General features: G+C 42.0%; 18 protein-coding genes and 1 riboswitch. Of the genes, 5 read left to right on the forward strand and 13 right to left on the reverse strand.

Annotated elements, in window-relative coordinates:
• Positions 1-49: 49 nt before the first annotated feature.
• The gene (pta, locus tag MKX65_RS23535; RefSeq protein ID WP_340905984.1) at positions 50-1,027 is read right to left on the reverse strand and encodes a phosphate acetyltransferase; all 978 of its coding nucleotides are present in this window, start codon (positions 1,025-1,027) and stop codon (positions 50-52) included.
• 276 nt (positions 1,028-1,303) lie between these two features.
• Here pta and hemQ point away from each other — a divergent pair, with 276 nt between their 5' ends.
• The 3 genes from hemQ (at position 1,304) to gerQ (ending at position 3,201) form a co-directional block, all read left to right on the forward strand.
• Positions 1,304-2,050, forward strand: a complete 747-nt coding sequence (hemQ, locus tag MKX65_RS23540) for a hydrogen peroxide-dependent heme synthase (protein ID WP_340905986.1) — start codon at positions 1,304-1,306, stop codon at positions 2,048-2,050.
• A gap of 155 nt (positions 2,051-2,205) precedes the next feature.
• Entirely contained in the window at positions 2,206-2,628 is a 423-nt protein-coding gene (locus tag MKX65_RS23545) for a cell wall hydrolase (RefSeq protein ID WP_340905987.1), read from the forward strand.
• Positions 2,629-2,655: 27 nt separating this feature from the next.
• The gene (gerQ, locus tag MKX65_RS23550; protein WP_340905989.1) at positions 2,656-3,201 is read left to right on the forward strand and encodes a spore coat protein GerQ; all 546 of its coding nucleotides are present in this window, start codon (positions 2,656-2,658) and stop codon (positions 3,199-3,201) included.
• 50 nt (positions 3,202-3,251) lie between these two features.
• Here the strand turns inward: gerQ and MKX65_RS23555 are convergent, their stop codons facing one another.
• From MKX65_RS23555 to mobA, 9 genes are all read right to left on the reverse strand, one after another.
• Positions 3,252-3,623, reverse strand: coding sequence for a DUF423 domain-containing protein (locus tag MKX65_RS23555; RefSeq protein ID WP_160545898.1), 372 nt, complete (start codon positions 3,621-3,623; stop codon positions 3,252-3,254).
• Positions 3,624-3,641: 18 nt separating this feature from the next.
• Positions 3,642-3,929: a YwdI family protein gene (locus tag MKX65_RS23560; RefSeq protein WP_340905992.1), complete on the reverse strand. Its 288-nt coding sequence runs from the start codon at positions 3,927-3,929 to the stop codon at positions 3,642-3,644.
• 79 nt (positions 3,930-4,008) lie between these two features.
• Complete coding sequence (locus MKX65_RS23565; protein WP_340905994.1) at positions 4,009-4,167, reverse strand: uracil-DNA glycosylase; 159 nt, start codon at positions 4,165-4,167, stop codon at positions 4,009-4,011.
• 16 nt (positions 4,168-4,183) lie between these two features.
• Positions 4,184-4,849 carry a uracil-DNA glycosylase gene (locus MKX65_RS23570; RefSeq protein WP_340905995.1) on the reverse strand — a complete coding sequence of 222 codons (666 nt, stop codon included), beginning with the start codon at positions 4,847-4,849 and terminating at the stop codon, positions 4,184-4,186.
• Positions 4,839-5,573: a DUF4230 domain-containing protein gene (locus tag MKX65_RS23575; RefSeq protein WP_340905996.1), complete on the reverse strand. Its 735-nt coding sequence runs from the start codon at positions 5,571-5,573 to the stop codon at positions 4,839-4,841. The genes MKX65_RS23570 and MKX65_RS23575 overlap by 11 nt, the downstream gene beginning before the upstream one ends.
• 486 nt (positions 5,574-6,059) lie before the next feature.
• Positions 6,060-7,079 (reverse strand): MoeB/ThiF family adenylyltransferase, encoded by a 1,020-nt coding sequence (locus tag MKX65_RS23580; protein WP_340905997.1) that lies wholly within the window; start codon positions 7,077-7,079, stop codon positions 6,060-6,062.
• 40 nt (positions 7,080-7,119) lie between these two features.
• Positions 7,120-7,350, reverse strand: a complete 231-nt coding sequence (gene moaD, locus MKX65_RS23585; protein WP_340905998.1) for a molybdopterin converting factor subunit 1 — start codon at positions 7,348-7,350, stop codon at positions 7,120-7,122.
• Positions 7,343-7,807 (reverse strand): molybdenum cofactor biosynthesis protein MoaE, encoded by a 465-nt coding sequence (locus tag MKX65_RS23590; protein ID WP_160545904.1) that lies wholly within the window; start codon positions 7,805-7,807, stop codon positions 7,343-7,345. Before MKX65_RS23590 ends, moaD begins: the two co-directional genes overlap by 8 nt.
• A gap of 41 nt (positions 7,808-7,848) precedes the next feature.
• Positions 7,849-8,481 (reverse strand): molybdenum cofactor guanylyltransferase, encoded by a 633-nt coding sequence (gene mobA / locus MKX65_RS23595; RefSeq protein ID WP_340906000.1) that lies wholly within the window; start codon positions 8,479-8,481, stop codon positions 7,849-7,851.
• 191 nt (positions 8,482-8,672) lie between these two features.
• Between mobA and pdxK the strand changes: the two genes are divergently transcribed.
• Positions 8,673-9,494: a pyridoxine/pyridoxal/pyridoxamine kinase gene (gene pdxK / locus MKX65_RS23600; RefSeq protein ID WP_340906002.1), complete on the forward strand. Its 822-nt coding sequence runs from the start codon at positions 8,673-8,675 to the stop codon at positions 9,492-9,494.
• A 45-nt stretch (positions 9,495-9,539) separates the two neighbouring features.
• On the opposite strand, the gene ribH is transcribed toward pdxK, so the two are convergent.
• From ribH to ribE, 3 genes are read right to left on the reverse strand one after another with little or no spacing between them, the layout of a single operon-like run.
• Positions 9,540-10,007 carry a 6,7-dimethyl-8-ribityllumazine synthase gene (ribH, locus tag MKX65_RS23605; RefSeq protein ID WP_160545906.1) on the reverse strand — a complete coding sequence of 156 codons (468 nt, stop codon included), beginning with the start codon at positions 10,005-10,007 and terminating at the stop codon, positions 9,540-9,542.
• 12 nt (positions 10,008-10,019) lie between these two features.
• Positions 10,020-11,213, reverse strand: coding sequence for a bifunctional 3,4-dihydroxy-2-butanone-4-phosphate synthase/GTP cyclohydrolase II (locus MKX65_RS23610; protein WP_340906004.1), 1,194 nt, complete (start codon positions 11,211-11,213; stop codon positions 10,020-10,022).
• A gap of 12 nt (positions 11,214-11,225) precedes the next feature.
• Entirely contained in the window at positions 11,226-11,882 is a 657-nt protein-coding gene (ribE, locus tag MKX65_RS23615; RefSeq protein ID WP_160545908.1) for a riboflavin synthase, read from the reverse strand.
• 412 nt (positions 11,883-12,294) lie between these two features.
• Positions 12,295-12,442: riboswitch (FMN riboswitch) on the reverse strand.
• A 168-nt stretch (positions 12,443-12,610) separates the two neighbouring features.
• Between ribE and MKX65_RS23620 the strand changes: the two genes are divergently transcribed.
• Complete coding sequence (locus MKX65_RS23620) at positions 12,611-12,958, forward strand: YojF family protein (RefSeq protein ID WP_119710310.1); 348 nt, start codon at positions 12,611-12,613, stop codon at positions 12,956-12,958.
• Positions 12,959-12,962: the final 4 nt, after the last annotated feature.

Below are 12,962 nucleotides of genomic sequence, written 5' to 3' on the forward strand. Positions count from 1 at the left end.
TATTTTACCATAGAAAAGAGCCAGTTAAAGAGAACTGGCTCACTAGTAATTATTGACTTAATGCTTGAGCAGCTGTGATAAGTGACAGCTTGTATACATCTTCCTCGTTACAACCGCGAGAAAGATCGTTCACAGGGCGGTTTAAGCCTTGTAAAATAGGTCCAACTGCTTCAAAATTTCCTAAACGCTGAGCAATTTTGTAACCAATATTACCAGCTTCTAAGCTTGGGAAAACAAATACGTTCGCATCCCCTTGAATTACTGAGTCTGGAGCTTTTTTCTTTGCTACAGAAGGAACAAACGCAGCATCAAATTGGAACTCTCCATCTAATACAAGAAGAGGATCTCTAAGCTTTGCTTCTTGAACAGCAGCAGATACCTTTTCCGTTTCTGGAGATTTCGCAGAACCCTTTGTTGAGAAGCTAAGCATAGCCACTCTCGGCTCGATATCAAACATTCTTGCTGTTTTTGCACTTTCTACAGCGATTTCAGCTAAGTCTTGTGCATCTGGAGCAATATTGATTGCACAATCAGCAAACACATACTTTTCCTCTTCGCGTACCATAACAAATACACCTGATGTTTTACGAACGCCTTCTTTTGTTTTGATGATTTGAAGCGCAGGTCTTACCGTATCAGCTGTTGAATGGGCTGCACCACTTACTAGTCCGTCCGCTTTGTTTGAATAAACAAGCATCGTTCCAAAGTAATTTTCATCAAGTAAAATCTTGCGTGCATCCTCTTCCGTTACTTTCCCTTTTCTTCTTTCAATAAAAGATGCCACTAACTCATCCATCATTGCAAATTGACTTGGATCGTAGATTTCAGCCTTCTCTAAAGACACGCCTAATTCTTTTGCCTTTGATTCAATTGCTTCTATATTTCCTATTAAAATAGGCGTTAAAACATTCTCTTCAGCTAAACGTCCAGCTGCATTAATAATTCTTTCGTCTAAACCTTCAGGAAAAACGATTTTAATGTTTTGTCCACTTACTTTTTCCTTCAGTCCTGTAAATAGGTCGCTCATGACGAATCCTCCCTTATGTACTATACCTTTAGCATACGCTTACCACATAAAATTTCAACCGTTTCACAGATTGTTACCGTTTCCACATAAAAAGTTTTTGTTTTCTGAATAGTCCACAAAAATCCTTATCTTCTTTACTATCTGCCATTCTCATTAAAAATATCCTTTTTAAATCAAACCATAGTGAAAATTCAGGTTTTATTCACACGTTTACTGGTGAAACTATGGTATAGTATGTTTTGTACATTATAATAATTCTAATAAGGAGTGAAACAAATGGCAGAAGCAGCACAAACCCTTGATGGCTGGTATTGTTTACATGACTTCCGTACAATTAACTGGAGTGCTTGGAAATTACTATCAAGCGACGACAGACAAACCGCGATTCATGAATTTTTAGGTTTAGTAGAAAAATGGAATGCCACTCAAGATAAGAAAGAAGGCAGCCATGCTTTATATACAATTGTTGGTCAAAAAGCTGATTTTATGATGATGATTTTACGTCCAACGATGGAAGAATTAAATGAAATCGAAACAGAATTCAATAAGACGATGCTTGCTGAATATACCATTCCAGCTCATTCTTATGTATCTGTAGTAGAGCTAAGCAACTATCTTCCAGCTGATCAGGACCCTTATCAAAGCCCTGAAATCCTTGCTCGTTTGTATCCAACTCTACCAAAAGCAAAGCATGTGTGCTTCTATCCAATGGACAAGCGTCGCCAAGGAAATGACAACTGGTACATGCTACCGATGGAAGAACGCCGTTCCATGATGCGCAGTCACGGGATGATTGGTAGACGGTATGCAGGAAAAGTAAAGCAGATCATTACCGGATCTGTTGGCTTTGACGATTACGAATGGGGAGTAACACTCTTCTCAGATGAAGCTTTACAATTTAAAAAGCTCGTGTACGAAATGCGCTTTGATGAAGTGAGTGCACGTTACGGTGAATTTGGTGCCTTCTTTATAGGAAATTTACTAGAAATTGATCGTCTACATAGCTTCTTACACGTAAACTAAGCATTTATGAACCCTCTAGCTTTTGCTAGGGGGTTTTTTCTATTTCCTAGGAATAAAAGAATTTCCCTTCACATACGAATGAATTAGTGAGCTGTTCCTTTATTTGACCCTTTCATCTCACCACAGAAGGTACAACACGAAGAGAGGTGAAATTCATGGGTGTGATCCCTTACACAGAAGAGCATGTAAAGCTTTTGGCCCGATTAATTCGAGCAGAAGCGGAAGGCGAAGGAAATTTAGGTATGCTGTTAGTTGGAAATGTTGGTGTGAACAGAGTAAGAGGACAGTGTCTGGATTTTAAAGACATTCGTGACATACAAAAAATGGTCTTTCAGCGTCCGGGTGGATTTGAAGCAACCGTCAAAGGTTACTTTTACCAAGCTGCAAGAAAAAATGAGATAAAGCTTGCAAGACGTGTAATAAAAGGGGAGCGATTTCATCCCGCTTCAAATGCTCTTTGGTTTTTTAGACCATCGGGCCCTTGTCCCGCTCAGTGGTATAACCAGTGGAACACAGGTCGTTTTAAGGCACACTGCTTCTTCAGTCCATCCCAGCAGGATTGTCCAAAAGTATATTAAATACGATTACTAATTGGAGGGATTTCTTTGTCACAAAATTATGATCCAAATGCTTTCTACAGACAAACAGGGTACCAACAACCTTATTTTGGAGCCCCCATCCAGCCAAGTGCACCAAAATATCCGCCAGCAGGCCAAGTAGCCGGCGCTGGCACCGGTGCGCCTACATACGGTGCACCCCAAGCATATCCTACTATGCCAGCGGGTTCAACACTTCCACCTGCTGGAGCTGTTCCAGGTTACACAGGCGCCTTTAACGCGCCAACAGCTGGTCCTCAAGTGCCAGGTATGCTGCCGCTAGAGGAATCGTATATTGAAAACATCTTTCGTCTAAACAAAGGAAAGCTAACTACTGTGTACACCAATTTTGACGGAAACGATGAAGGCTTAGCAAGGACCTTTAAGGGAATTATTGAAGCTGCTGGGCGTGATCACTTAATCTTAAGCGATCCACAAACCGGTATGCGATACTTAATTCCAATGGTATACTTCGCCTATGCAACCTTTGATGAGGAACTTGAGTATGACTATCCTGGCTTTGTTCCTGGATTAGCTTCTTATCCTCCTCGCTAATAACGCATAAAAACAGGAGCATCCTTCAATTGCAGGATGCTCCTTGTTGTTTACAAATATTTTACTGCTGCTACTATGATTAAAATCCATGCAGCTAAAAACGCCAAGCCCCCTAATGGTGTAATTGCACCAAGGATGCTAATTTTCGTTAATGTCATAACGTACAAGCTACCTGAAAAAAGAATGATACCAATTAACATCATCCAGCCTGACCAAGATAAAAGCGCGTTTGCCGGCAAGCGTCCAAGCAATACACCTACAATCAGTAAGCCAGTAGCATGAAACATTTGATACGTGACTCCGGTTTTCCAAATCTCTAAATATTTTTGTTCCACTCGACCTTCTAGACCATGGGCCCCGAAAGCCCCCAATGCCACTGCTAAAAAAGCATTAATGGCTCCAATGATAATAAATGTTTTCAACCTCTCCACCTCATTATGTTAAAAATCAAACAGTGAATCTCCATTGCTTTCATCGTCTATTTGCAACTTTTTCGGCTGTGTTTGAAGGGGTGAAGGAGTTAGAATTTGCCTTTCGTTTGTTGGAATCACAGGATTTACTCGAGGTAGCTCACGTCTGGTCTCACCCGATTGGCTTTCAAGGACAAGCTCGCATAACGTTTTGATCGCTTGAACTCGTTCTCTCACTTGTGAATTCGTCCCACTTGCTTTGGCTGCCAGCAGCTCCTGTTCCATTTTTAAAAGTAGCTTTTGCACACTAATATCCAATTCATTCACCTCATACCCTTGTCTACCCTATAGTATACGACCTGTCACTGATATTTCCAAAGAATAGCGTTACTTTTTCTCAAAACGAAGGCAAGCCTGTCCCGAAGCTTTTCATTACTTCTACCGACGGAAGCTGCCTTGTTTTAAATCCAAATGCTTTGCATCCCTTTGGAAAATGAGGATCCCAGGTCACGTAGAAATACTGACACTTAAAGCAGTCCTTTCTTTCTACCTTCATGTAATCCCCTCCTATCTCATTTGATGGTCCAATCAATCTCTGTGTAGCCCTTCTCTTTCAGCCAGTCATTTGCCTTTGAAAACGGTCGGCTCCCAAAGAAGCCACGATGAGCAGAAAGTGGGCTTGGATGCGGAGCTTCAATGATATGATGGTGGTCCGAAATCAATCTCTTTTTCTCTTGTGCAGGTTTCCCCCATAGCACAAACACCATCGGTTTCTGTCTTTCACTAAGCTTGGTAATCACTGCATCCGTGAAGATTTCCCAGCCCATTTTTTTATGAGAATGTGCCTGACCTGATCGAACGGTTAAGACCGTGTTTAACAAAAGAACCCCTTCATCGGCCCATTTTTTTAAATACCCGTGGTTTGGTACGGGTGCGCCAACATCATTCTGTAACTCTTTGAAAATATTTTTTAACGATGGAGGCGTAGGAACACCTGGCAGGACCGAGAAGCTCAGGCCATGAGCTTGCTCTGGGCCGTGATAAGGATCCTGACCAAGTATGACGACCTTCACCTGCTCATACCTTGTGTACTGTAATGCAGAAAAGATGTGCTCTCTTTTCGGATAGACCGTATACTGTTCATACTCCTCTTCAATCATGTGTTCTAGCTTAGTGAAGTATTCCTTTTTAAACTCGTCCCCGATGTAGGACTCCCAGCCATTCCAATTACTCTTCATATGTGATCACCGTTCGATATCCAAGGGCTGAGAAAAACTCCGTAAATGTTTTCTCTGCATTTTGTTCTGCCACCTGAATGAGCCCTTGAGAAATGGCCTCTTCCTTTACAAGCCCCTTGGCCTCCTCTGCGAGCTCGTAAGCCTCATTCCAATTCACTTCATTCCGAAAGATTCCTTCCACGGAAAACACCTGAGCTTGGTCAAAATCTAGTGTGGGCTCTTGGATAATAGAGGCTTGTGGAAGCTTGATTTCTATTATCTTCTCTTCTTCGTTAACATGGAGATTGGTCTCAGTGATTCCCGCTAAGTCGACTCCCGCTGTAACAGTGCCTGGGATAATAAGAAGAAACTTTCTTTTTGTTCCCGGAAGATTTGTGCTAATATCCTTCCCAAACAGCTGGTTGTCCTCTTTTTCAATTACCGCCTTCACGTACGCCTGTGATGACGCTAGGGACGACAAGTCTTTTATTTGCTCTATGAAACTACCCGATTGTACGGTAGCTTGATGGGTCCCTTTTATCGTGAAAATGATTCCGATTATAACTAGAATGGAGAGGACCATTCCCAACAACTTCCATACTATTGATTTCGGAATACCTCTCACTTTTGATTGATTGTGATGGTGTATCTCGTTGAATGCAAGCGAGGCCGCCATTTGTTGCTTCGCTTCCGTAAGCTCCTTCTGCAAGGCCTCTAATTGCGACTGTACCTCTTTCTCGTTCATCTTCACCCTCCTTACAAACTCCTAGAATTTATTATAACGGTTGACGATGGATTTTGTAGAATTTTGCAGAAAGAAGTCGTATAGAAGATATTAGTAGATTAAATATGATGGCTTGTCCTTAATCGAGTGACCAGCAAAAGTGGAATAAGCGGAGAATTTCCGGTTAGATACAGATTGGAGCTTATTTCGGGGGAAATAAGCGGAGGTTTTCCACTTATGCAAAGCAAAATCTCCTTTTTTTCGTAGTTTTTGAGCCAATAGGCGGAATCTCTCCTTCTATTTAGGGCTTTTTTAACCATAATCACTATTTAAGCGGAATTTCTCCGTCTATTTACCAGCTCGGGTGTGCTTAACCTGATCTGCCAACCGATAAATGCGCGGACCGAATGTAGAAATGTTAATAAATAAAGAAAAGACGTATTCATACGTCTTTTCTTGTGTCTTTTAATAAGTAAGCACTCAAAAATCGTCTCTCCTACTACCAAACTACCCCAACAATCTCTGATAAATTGACCGCGCCTGACTCATATCCTTCGTCCCATGAACAAGCCCCCGACCGTCTTTAAAAAGAACCACACGCTGCTCGTCCATTTCAACCGAAAGCAAATACGGATTTGCCTTCACCACGTACCCCAACCTTACTAGTTGATCCGCTAAGTCCGCTAAATTCAACTCACTTTGTCGTGGAGGGCGAATTTGCACCGTATCACGACCACAAAGGACTGTTGAGCGTGAAAGATTCTCCTTATCGAGATACGGATACTCTCGAAGATCCCCACAAGACAAGCATCCCGGGTCCTTCGCTTTTCCCATTTTCATGCTCGTGTATTGATTTCGCCATAAATCAAAGCTCGCGAATGAATCACGAACCGCCTCCCAATCTTCCACCAGAATCTTCAGAACCTCTGCTGATTGATGAGCAATGACCATCTGCACAGCCGGTCCAATGATTCCTCCTGTATCACAGGTCATTCCTTGAATAGGAATTCTTTTCAGCAAACAATTCAAGCAAGGAGTTTTGCCAGGAATGATCGTAAAGCTCATACCAAAGCTTCCTACACATGCACCATAGATCCAAGGGATTTTATACTTTTGAGAAATATCGTTAATGGCCATTCGCGTTTCAAAATTATCCGTCGCATCCAAGATCAAGTCCACATCCACAACAAGCTCCTCTAAGATGTCAGGCGATGCGTCGCCAACAATCGGCACAATCTCAATCTCGCTGTTTATAGCTCTCAATCTCTTTTCAGCTGCAATCGCCTTCGGAAGCTTCTCTCGAACATCTTCTTCTGTGTACAGCTGCTGTCTTTGGAGATTGCTCGCTTCCACATAATCTCGATCCACAATCGTTAGCTTCCCTACACCCGCGCGCGTAAGCACTTCACCATTTCCCGATCCAAGTGCACCAGCACCGATCATCAGCACATGCTTAGAGCCTAGCTTGTCCTGTCCACTTTTTCCAATCGGTGAAAAAAGAATTTGCCTCGAGTACCGATCATCCATGCTAAAAACCTCCTTCCTCTGTCCAGCTCAGCTATTCTACTTAGCCCCCACTAACTGGTGGTATAAACGCAACCACATCTCCATCAATCAACACATCTTCGTCACCAGCAAATTCTTCATTTACAGCTGCCATAACGGAATCCAAATTCACTCCATACTGCTCACTTAGAATTACTTTAGACTCTGCAACAGTTTTCCCTGTAAGGTCTACCGATACCGATTCTTCCCCAACCGCATCACGCAGATGAGCGAAAAACATGACTTTATTCATTTAGATCACTCTCCTCTGGTTTTCCTTTTGGATAAGCAACCGTTTCAAGTTGATTTCCGATCCATTCTTCTCCGTCTTCCCAATGCTCTTTTTTCCAAATAGGAACAATCTCCTTGATTCGCTCAATGGCATAACGATTGGCCTCATACGCATCTGCACGATGGGGGGTAGATACAGCAATGACAACAGCTATATCCGTAATTTCTAGCTTCCCCACTCGATGCGAGATCGCCACCTTTGCTCCCGGCCAGCGTTCTTCGATTTCACGTCCAATTTGCTCCAGCTTTTTAACAGCCATGCTCTCATATGCTTCATAAATTAAGTATAAAGTCTTTTTTCCAGCGGTTAATTCTCTTACCGTACCAATAAACGTCGTAATAGCTCCCGCTTCCCTTTGAACGACTTTATCAATAATCGATTGCGTATCAAGGGGCTCTTTAGATATTTCAAAATTCATGTCTGCACCTCCCTTTCGTTCTTTAAACTGACTCGATTGTATCATATTCCTCCGCTGTTCTCACAAAACGAGGTTCCATCACGATCCAGCTTTAACGCTTTTTCATACTCTATTTGATCATTCATATTAAAAACAGCGGTTTCCTTTATAAGGATGCCTTTTCTATTCAAGATATCTTCTGAAATATATCTCACCTGAAGGTTTTGAAGGAGGCTCATGATACGAAGCTCGTTCTTTTCTAAAGACTGCGAAACTGCTTGTAATGCATCCTTTCGATACGCACCAAACAAAGGATGCATTCGACCTTCAAGCTTTGGTATGGCTACTTGGTAGTCTTTTAACTCCTCTAGTAAAAAATCCCCCAGGCTTGAAGAGATAAACGGCATATCACAGGCCACTATTAAGTTTTTCTCGGACCTGGAAGCTTTAAGCCCTGCTTGTATTCCGGCAAGGGGACCTTTCCCCTTTTGCTCGTCTTCAACCATCGGTATGTTCAAATATTCATACGTTTGAAACGTGTTGGTGACGATAAGAAGTTCATCCGTGATTTTTTCAAGTTCGTTTGCAATTCTGTCGATGACCCGCACACCATCTATCATCATCAATGCCTTGTTTTGTCCCATACGACTTGATTGTCCACCTGCTAAAATAATCCCTGTTCTACTCAGGCTCATCGTCCACCTTTCTTAAAGAATATATGCCTCTATTTTAATATGGAAAGAGGAGAAAGACTATTAAGTGTGCTCGCCTTTATTTACAAATTCAGCACAGTTTATTACTAATTTAGGTAACCGAAAGAAAATACTAGAAACATCTAGGAAACTAGACTATGATGAAAAAATAAAGCTCATAGGAGGTTCAACACATGACATTAAAAAAGGTAATGACAATCGCTGGTTCTGACACAAGCGGAGGCGCTGGCATTCAGGCAGATTTAAAAACATTCCAGGAGCTTGGTGTATATGGAATGACCGCTCTAACAACGATTGTAACAATGGATCCTAAAAATCATTGGCATCACCATGTGTTCCCTATCGCGATTGAAACGCTAGAAGCACAGCTTGAAACGATTCTTTCCGTAGGAATCGATGCAATGAAGACAGGCATGTTAGGTACAGTAGAAATCATTGAACTAGCTGCTAAGGTAATCGATGAAAACCAACTTCAAACCGTCGTTATTGATCCAGTTATGGTATGTAAAGGCGAAGACGAAGTATTGCACCCAGAAACTACGGATGCTCTTCGTGAAATCCTAGTACCACGAGCAACTGTTGTCACCCCAAATCTATTCGAAGCAAGTCAGCTGGCCCAAACACCTCCTCTTCGTACGATTGAAGATATGAAGCAAGCAGCGGTAAAGATTCATGCCCTTGGTACCAAGTATGTATTAATTAAGGGTGGAAGTAAGCTAAATCATGAAAAAGCAGTTGATCTTCTGTTTGATGGCGAAGAATTTACTTTATTAGAAAGTGAAAAAATTGACACCACTTACATTCATGGCGCAGGCTGCACTTACTCTTCAGCTATTACAGCCGAGCTTGCAAAAGGAGCTTCCGTGAAGGACGCTGTTGCGACAGCAAAAGACTTCATTACAGCGGCGATCGCACATGGATTTAAGTTAAATGAATATGTTGGACCAACGATGCACGGTGCGTACCGTACTTTTGGTGCAAAAGTGAACGCATAAAATAGAAGCCGCTGGAGGTTTAATTCCAGCGGCTTTCATCTATTTTTATTCAAACATACGACCTAAATTCGCCATTTCAATCGCTGAAACCGCTGATTCCCAGCCTTTGTTTCCAGCCTTTGTTCCTGCTCTTTCGATTGCTTGTTCAATTGTATTCGTTGTTAACACACCGAAAATAACAGGAACACCTGTGTTTAATGTGGTTGCCTGTACGCCTTTTGCTGCTTCATTACATACATAATCGAAGTGTGGAGTGGATCCACGAATAACCGTTCCTAATGTGATTACTGCATCATATTTTTTGCTTTGTGCCATTTTTTGAGCGATTAGTGGAATTTCAAATGCACCTGGTACCCAAGCCACATCTACATCTTCGTCAGCCACACCGTGTCTTTTCAGAGCATCTTGTGCTCCGCTAAGCAATTTGCTTGTAATAAACTCATTGAAACGACCTACAACGATTCCAACCTTTAACCCACTGCCAACTAAATTTCCTTCAAAACTTCTTCCCATAATCCATTCCTCCTAAAAGTGTAGTAAATGTCCTAATTTACTTTGTTTTGTTTTTAAATACTTTTCGTTCTCTTCTCGTGATTTCATTTGGATCGGCACGCGATCGACAATTTCCAATCCATACCCTTTTAATCCTTTGATTTTTCGAGGATTGTTCGTTAACAGTCGAATTTGACTAATTCCTAAATCTTTTAAAATTTGAGCTCCAATCCCGTATTCTCTTAAATCGGCACCAAAGCCAAGCTTTTCGTTCGCTTCAACCGTATCGTAACCTTCCTCTTGCAGCTTATACGCTCTTAACTTGTTCAACAGTCCCAGTCCTCGACCTTCTTGACGCAAATACAGTAACACTCCTGCACCTTCTTGCTCAATTTGACTTAATGCCGAATGTAGCTGTGGACCGCAGTCGCAGCGATACGATCCGAACACATCCCCCGTTAAACATTCGGAGTGAACGCGAACAAGAACTGGTTTGCTAGGGTCAATGGTTCCTTTTACTAAAGCCACATGCTCTTTGCCATCGATCAAATTGGAATAACCCACAGCTCGGAATTGGCCAAACTCGGTAGGAAGCTCAATTTCGACTTCTCTTTGAATTAAGCGATCTTCGCGGTTACGATACTCGATCAAATCTTTAATCGTAATCATTTTAACATTTAACTTATCAGCAATCTCTTTTAACTGTGGAACACGTGCCATGCTCCCGTCTTCATTCATGATCTCGCAAATAACCCCTGCTGGTTTTGCTCCGGATAATATGGCCAAGTCAACAGCCGCCTCCGTATGACCCGTACGCTTAAGCACCCCGCCTTTTTTTGCAATGAGTGGAAAAATATGACCTGGGCGTTTAAAATCAGCTGCCTTAGATTCAGGGTTGAGCATTTGTAAGATGGTATCCGAACGCTCAAAGGCCGATATACCAGTCGTTGAGCTTTTATGATCAATACTAACGGTGAAGGCTGTCCCATGGGGATCGGTGTTTCTTGCTACCATCGGCATGAGCTCGAGCTTCTGAGCTAGCTCTTCTTCGATTGGAACACAGATTAACCCTCTTCCATGCGTGGCCATTAGATTGATGACCTCTGGAGTTGTTTTTTCCGCTAACGAAAGGAAATCCCCTTCGTTTTCTCGATCTTCATCATCACAGACGATGATTACTTTTCCATTCTTTAAGTCTTCCAATGCTTCTTCAATCGAATTAAACATGTCTTTTCCTCCTTATTTAAACCCATTTTCCTCTAGAAATTGAGTGGTGAGAGAAGAACTCTTTTGAATGGTTTGAGTGGATTGTTTGGATAAAAAGTGTGAAATGTACTTGCCAATCATATCGCACTCAATATTTACGATGTCCCCAGCCCCTTTTCGCCCAATTATCGTTTCCGATAACGTGTGCGGGATCAGCGAAAGAAGGAAACTTGTCTCTGACACACCAAAAACGGTTAAACTTGTCCCATCTACCGTAACGGACCCTTTTTCAATAATGTAGTGTAAGAGATCGCTCGCTGCTTCTATCTCGTAGTACACAGCGTTGGCAACTTCTCTCTTTTCTTTAATCACCCCGAGGCCATCCACATGCCCCGACACAAAATGACCACCAAATCGGCCGCCAGCCGCCATCGCCCTTTCCAGGTTGACATGGGACCCTGGTTCCACATCTCGTAAGCTGGTTGCCTTAATCGTTTCTGGCATCACATCAACGGTGAATGCGTTAGAGGTGAAAGAAGTAACCGTCAAACAAACCCCATTTACGGCGATACTGTCGCCGAGCTTTACATCCGCAAGAATATGATTGGCCTCAATCGTTAACACCGAAGATTGTCCTGTATTCTTTGTATTGGTTACAAGTCCAATTTCCTCAATAATCCCTGTAAACATATCTCTTGCCTCCTTCCTTGGTTTAGTTACTTATACCGCTCGTTTTACCAGTTCCTTCTTGTAGCATTTCCGAAAACCTCGGGAATCTCTCGTAAGACTGTATCAAATGCTTATGACTCTTAGAGATGAAATCTTCACCAACACAGGTCATAAACAAACTTTTATGACCTACGCATCCCTTTTTTCTTTCCATACGTGTCATAAATCATCGTTTATGACCTTTGAACCTGATTTACACCTAGCAACAAGTCATAAACACTCTTTTATAACCTGTAGCCACCATATTCCTTCGAAATGGAGTCATAAAAAAATAAAAACCCCGCACCAATAAAGGAACGGGGTCAGAAAAATGGCAATGTCAAATAAAGGTCTAAAAATGGGTACACTTCACCCATACACATAAACCAGAATTTTTTTCCTTCTCCCATCCAGACTTTTACTGTCGGCTCTGGAGTTTCACCAGATCCACCGTTTGAATGAACACTCAAACGGGTCACGGACTAAGAAGCTCTTGCTTCATCACCGCCGGTTGGGAATTGCACCCGACCCCGAAGGAATACTATTTAAATTGCTCTCATTATACCTAAACTTTCCGCAAAAGGAAACCAAAAACTCTTACCAACACAATTTTGTTGTAAAATCAACCAATCCTACTTTTCGCTTTTCCCTCATGTTTTTAGTAAAATAAAGATTATTACATGCGTTAACGAAGTGAAGGAGGAAATAACATGGAGCTCGTCATAGTGGAAGAAGTTCAAAAAGAGCTAAACCGTCTTGCGAACCAAGATGTGTATATACATTTAGAAACGACAAATGGAGCGTATGCGACTCATAATGATGAATCCTTTTTTTCCTCAGGGGCATTTATTCGCAATGCACTGGTGAAATATGAGATTGGTCAAATCAAAGGAAATGGGCCTTACCGCATTGGCTTGAAGCTGAACATTGGCTGGGTTTATGCGGAAGGAATCACTCATTTTGAAGTAGATGATCAAAATAGATTATTAATGGCTGGACATGATTATCAAGGTAAACTAGCAGTTGCCTTCCAAATCAGTCCAACACCATTTGAGTAGAAAG

It is taken from the genome of Robertmurraya sp. FSL R5-0851 (assembly GCF_038002965.1).
GTDB lineage: Bacteria > Bacillota > Bacilli > Bacillales > Cytobacillaceae > Robertmurraya_A > Robertmurraya_A beringensis.

Excerpts from the sequence above, each read along its gene's own strand:
- MKX65_RS23580 (WP_340905997.1), bottom strand. The coding sequence starts at position 7,079 with ATGGATGATCGGTACTCGAGGCAAATTCTTTTTTCACCGATTGGAAAA.
- pdxK (WP_340906002.1), top strand. The coding sequence starts at position 8,673 with ATGACATTAAAAAAGGTAATGACAATCGCTGGTTCTGACACAAGCGGA.
- hemQ (WP_340905986.1), top strand. The coding sequence starts at position 1,304 with ATGGCAGAAGCAGCACAAACCCTTGATGGCTGGTATTGTTTACATGAC.
- MKX65_RS23545 (WP_340905987.1), top strand. The coding sequence starts at position 2,206 with ATGGGTGTGATCCCTTACACAGAAGAGCATGTAAAGCTTTTGGCCCGA.
- pta (WP_340905984.1), bottom strand. The coding sequence starts at position 1,027 with ATGAGCGACCTATTTACAGGACTGAAGGAAAAAGTAAGTGGACAAAAC.
- MKX65_RS23610 (WP_340906004.1), bottom strand. The coding sequence starts at position 11,213 with ATGTTTAATTCGATTGAAGAAGCATTGGAAGACTTAAAGAATGGAAAA.
- moaD (WP_340905998.1), bottom strand. The coding sequence starts at position 7,350 with ATGAATAAAGTCATGTTTTTCGCTCATCTGCGTGATGCGGTTGGGGAA.
- ribH (WP_160545906.1), bottom strand. The coding sequence starts at position 10,007 with ATGGGAAGAAGTTTTGAAGGAAATTTAGTTGGCAGTGGGTTAAAGGTT.
- MKX65_RS23565 (WP_340905994.1), bottom strand. The coding sequence starts at position 4,167 with ATGAAGGTAGAAAGAAAGGACTGCTTTAAGTGTCAGTATTTCTACGTG.
- mobA (WP_340906000.1), bottom strand. The coding sequence starts at position 8,481 with ATGAGCCTGAGTAGAACAGGGATTATTTTAGCAGGTGGACAATCAAGT.
- MKX65_RS23570 (WP_340905995.1), bottom strand. The coding sequence starts at position 4,849 with ATGAAGAGTAATTGGAATGGCTGGGAGTCCTACATCGGGGACGAGTTT.
- ribE (WP_160545908.1), bottom strand. The coding sequence starts at position 11,882 with ATGTTTACAGGGATTATTGAGGAAATTGGACTTGTAACCAATACAAAG.
- MKX65_RS23575 (WP_340905996.1), bottom strand. The coding sequence starts at position 5,573 with ATGAACGAGAAAGAGGTACAGTCGCAATTAGAGGCCTTGCAGAAGGAG.
- MKX65_RS23590 (WP_160545904.1), bottom strand. The coding sequence starts at position 7,807 with ATGAATTTTGAAATATCTAAAGAGCCCCTTGATACGCAATCGATTATT.
- MKX65_RS23620 (WP_119710310.1), top strand. The coding sequence starts at position 12,611 with ATGGAGCTCGTCATAGTGGAAGAAGTTCAAAAAGAGCTAAACCGTCTT.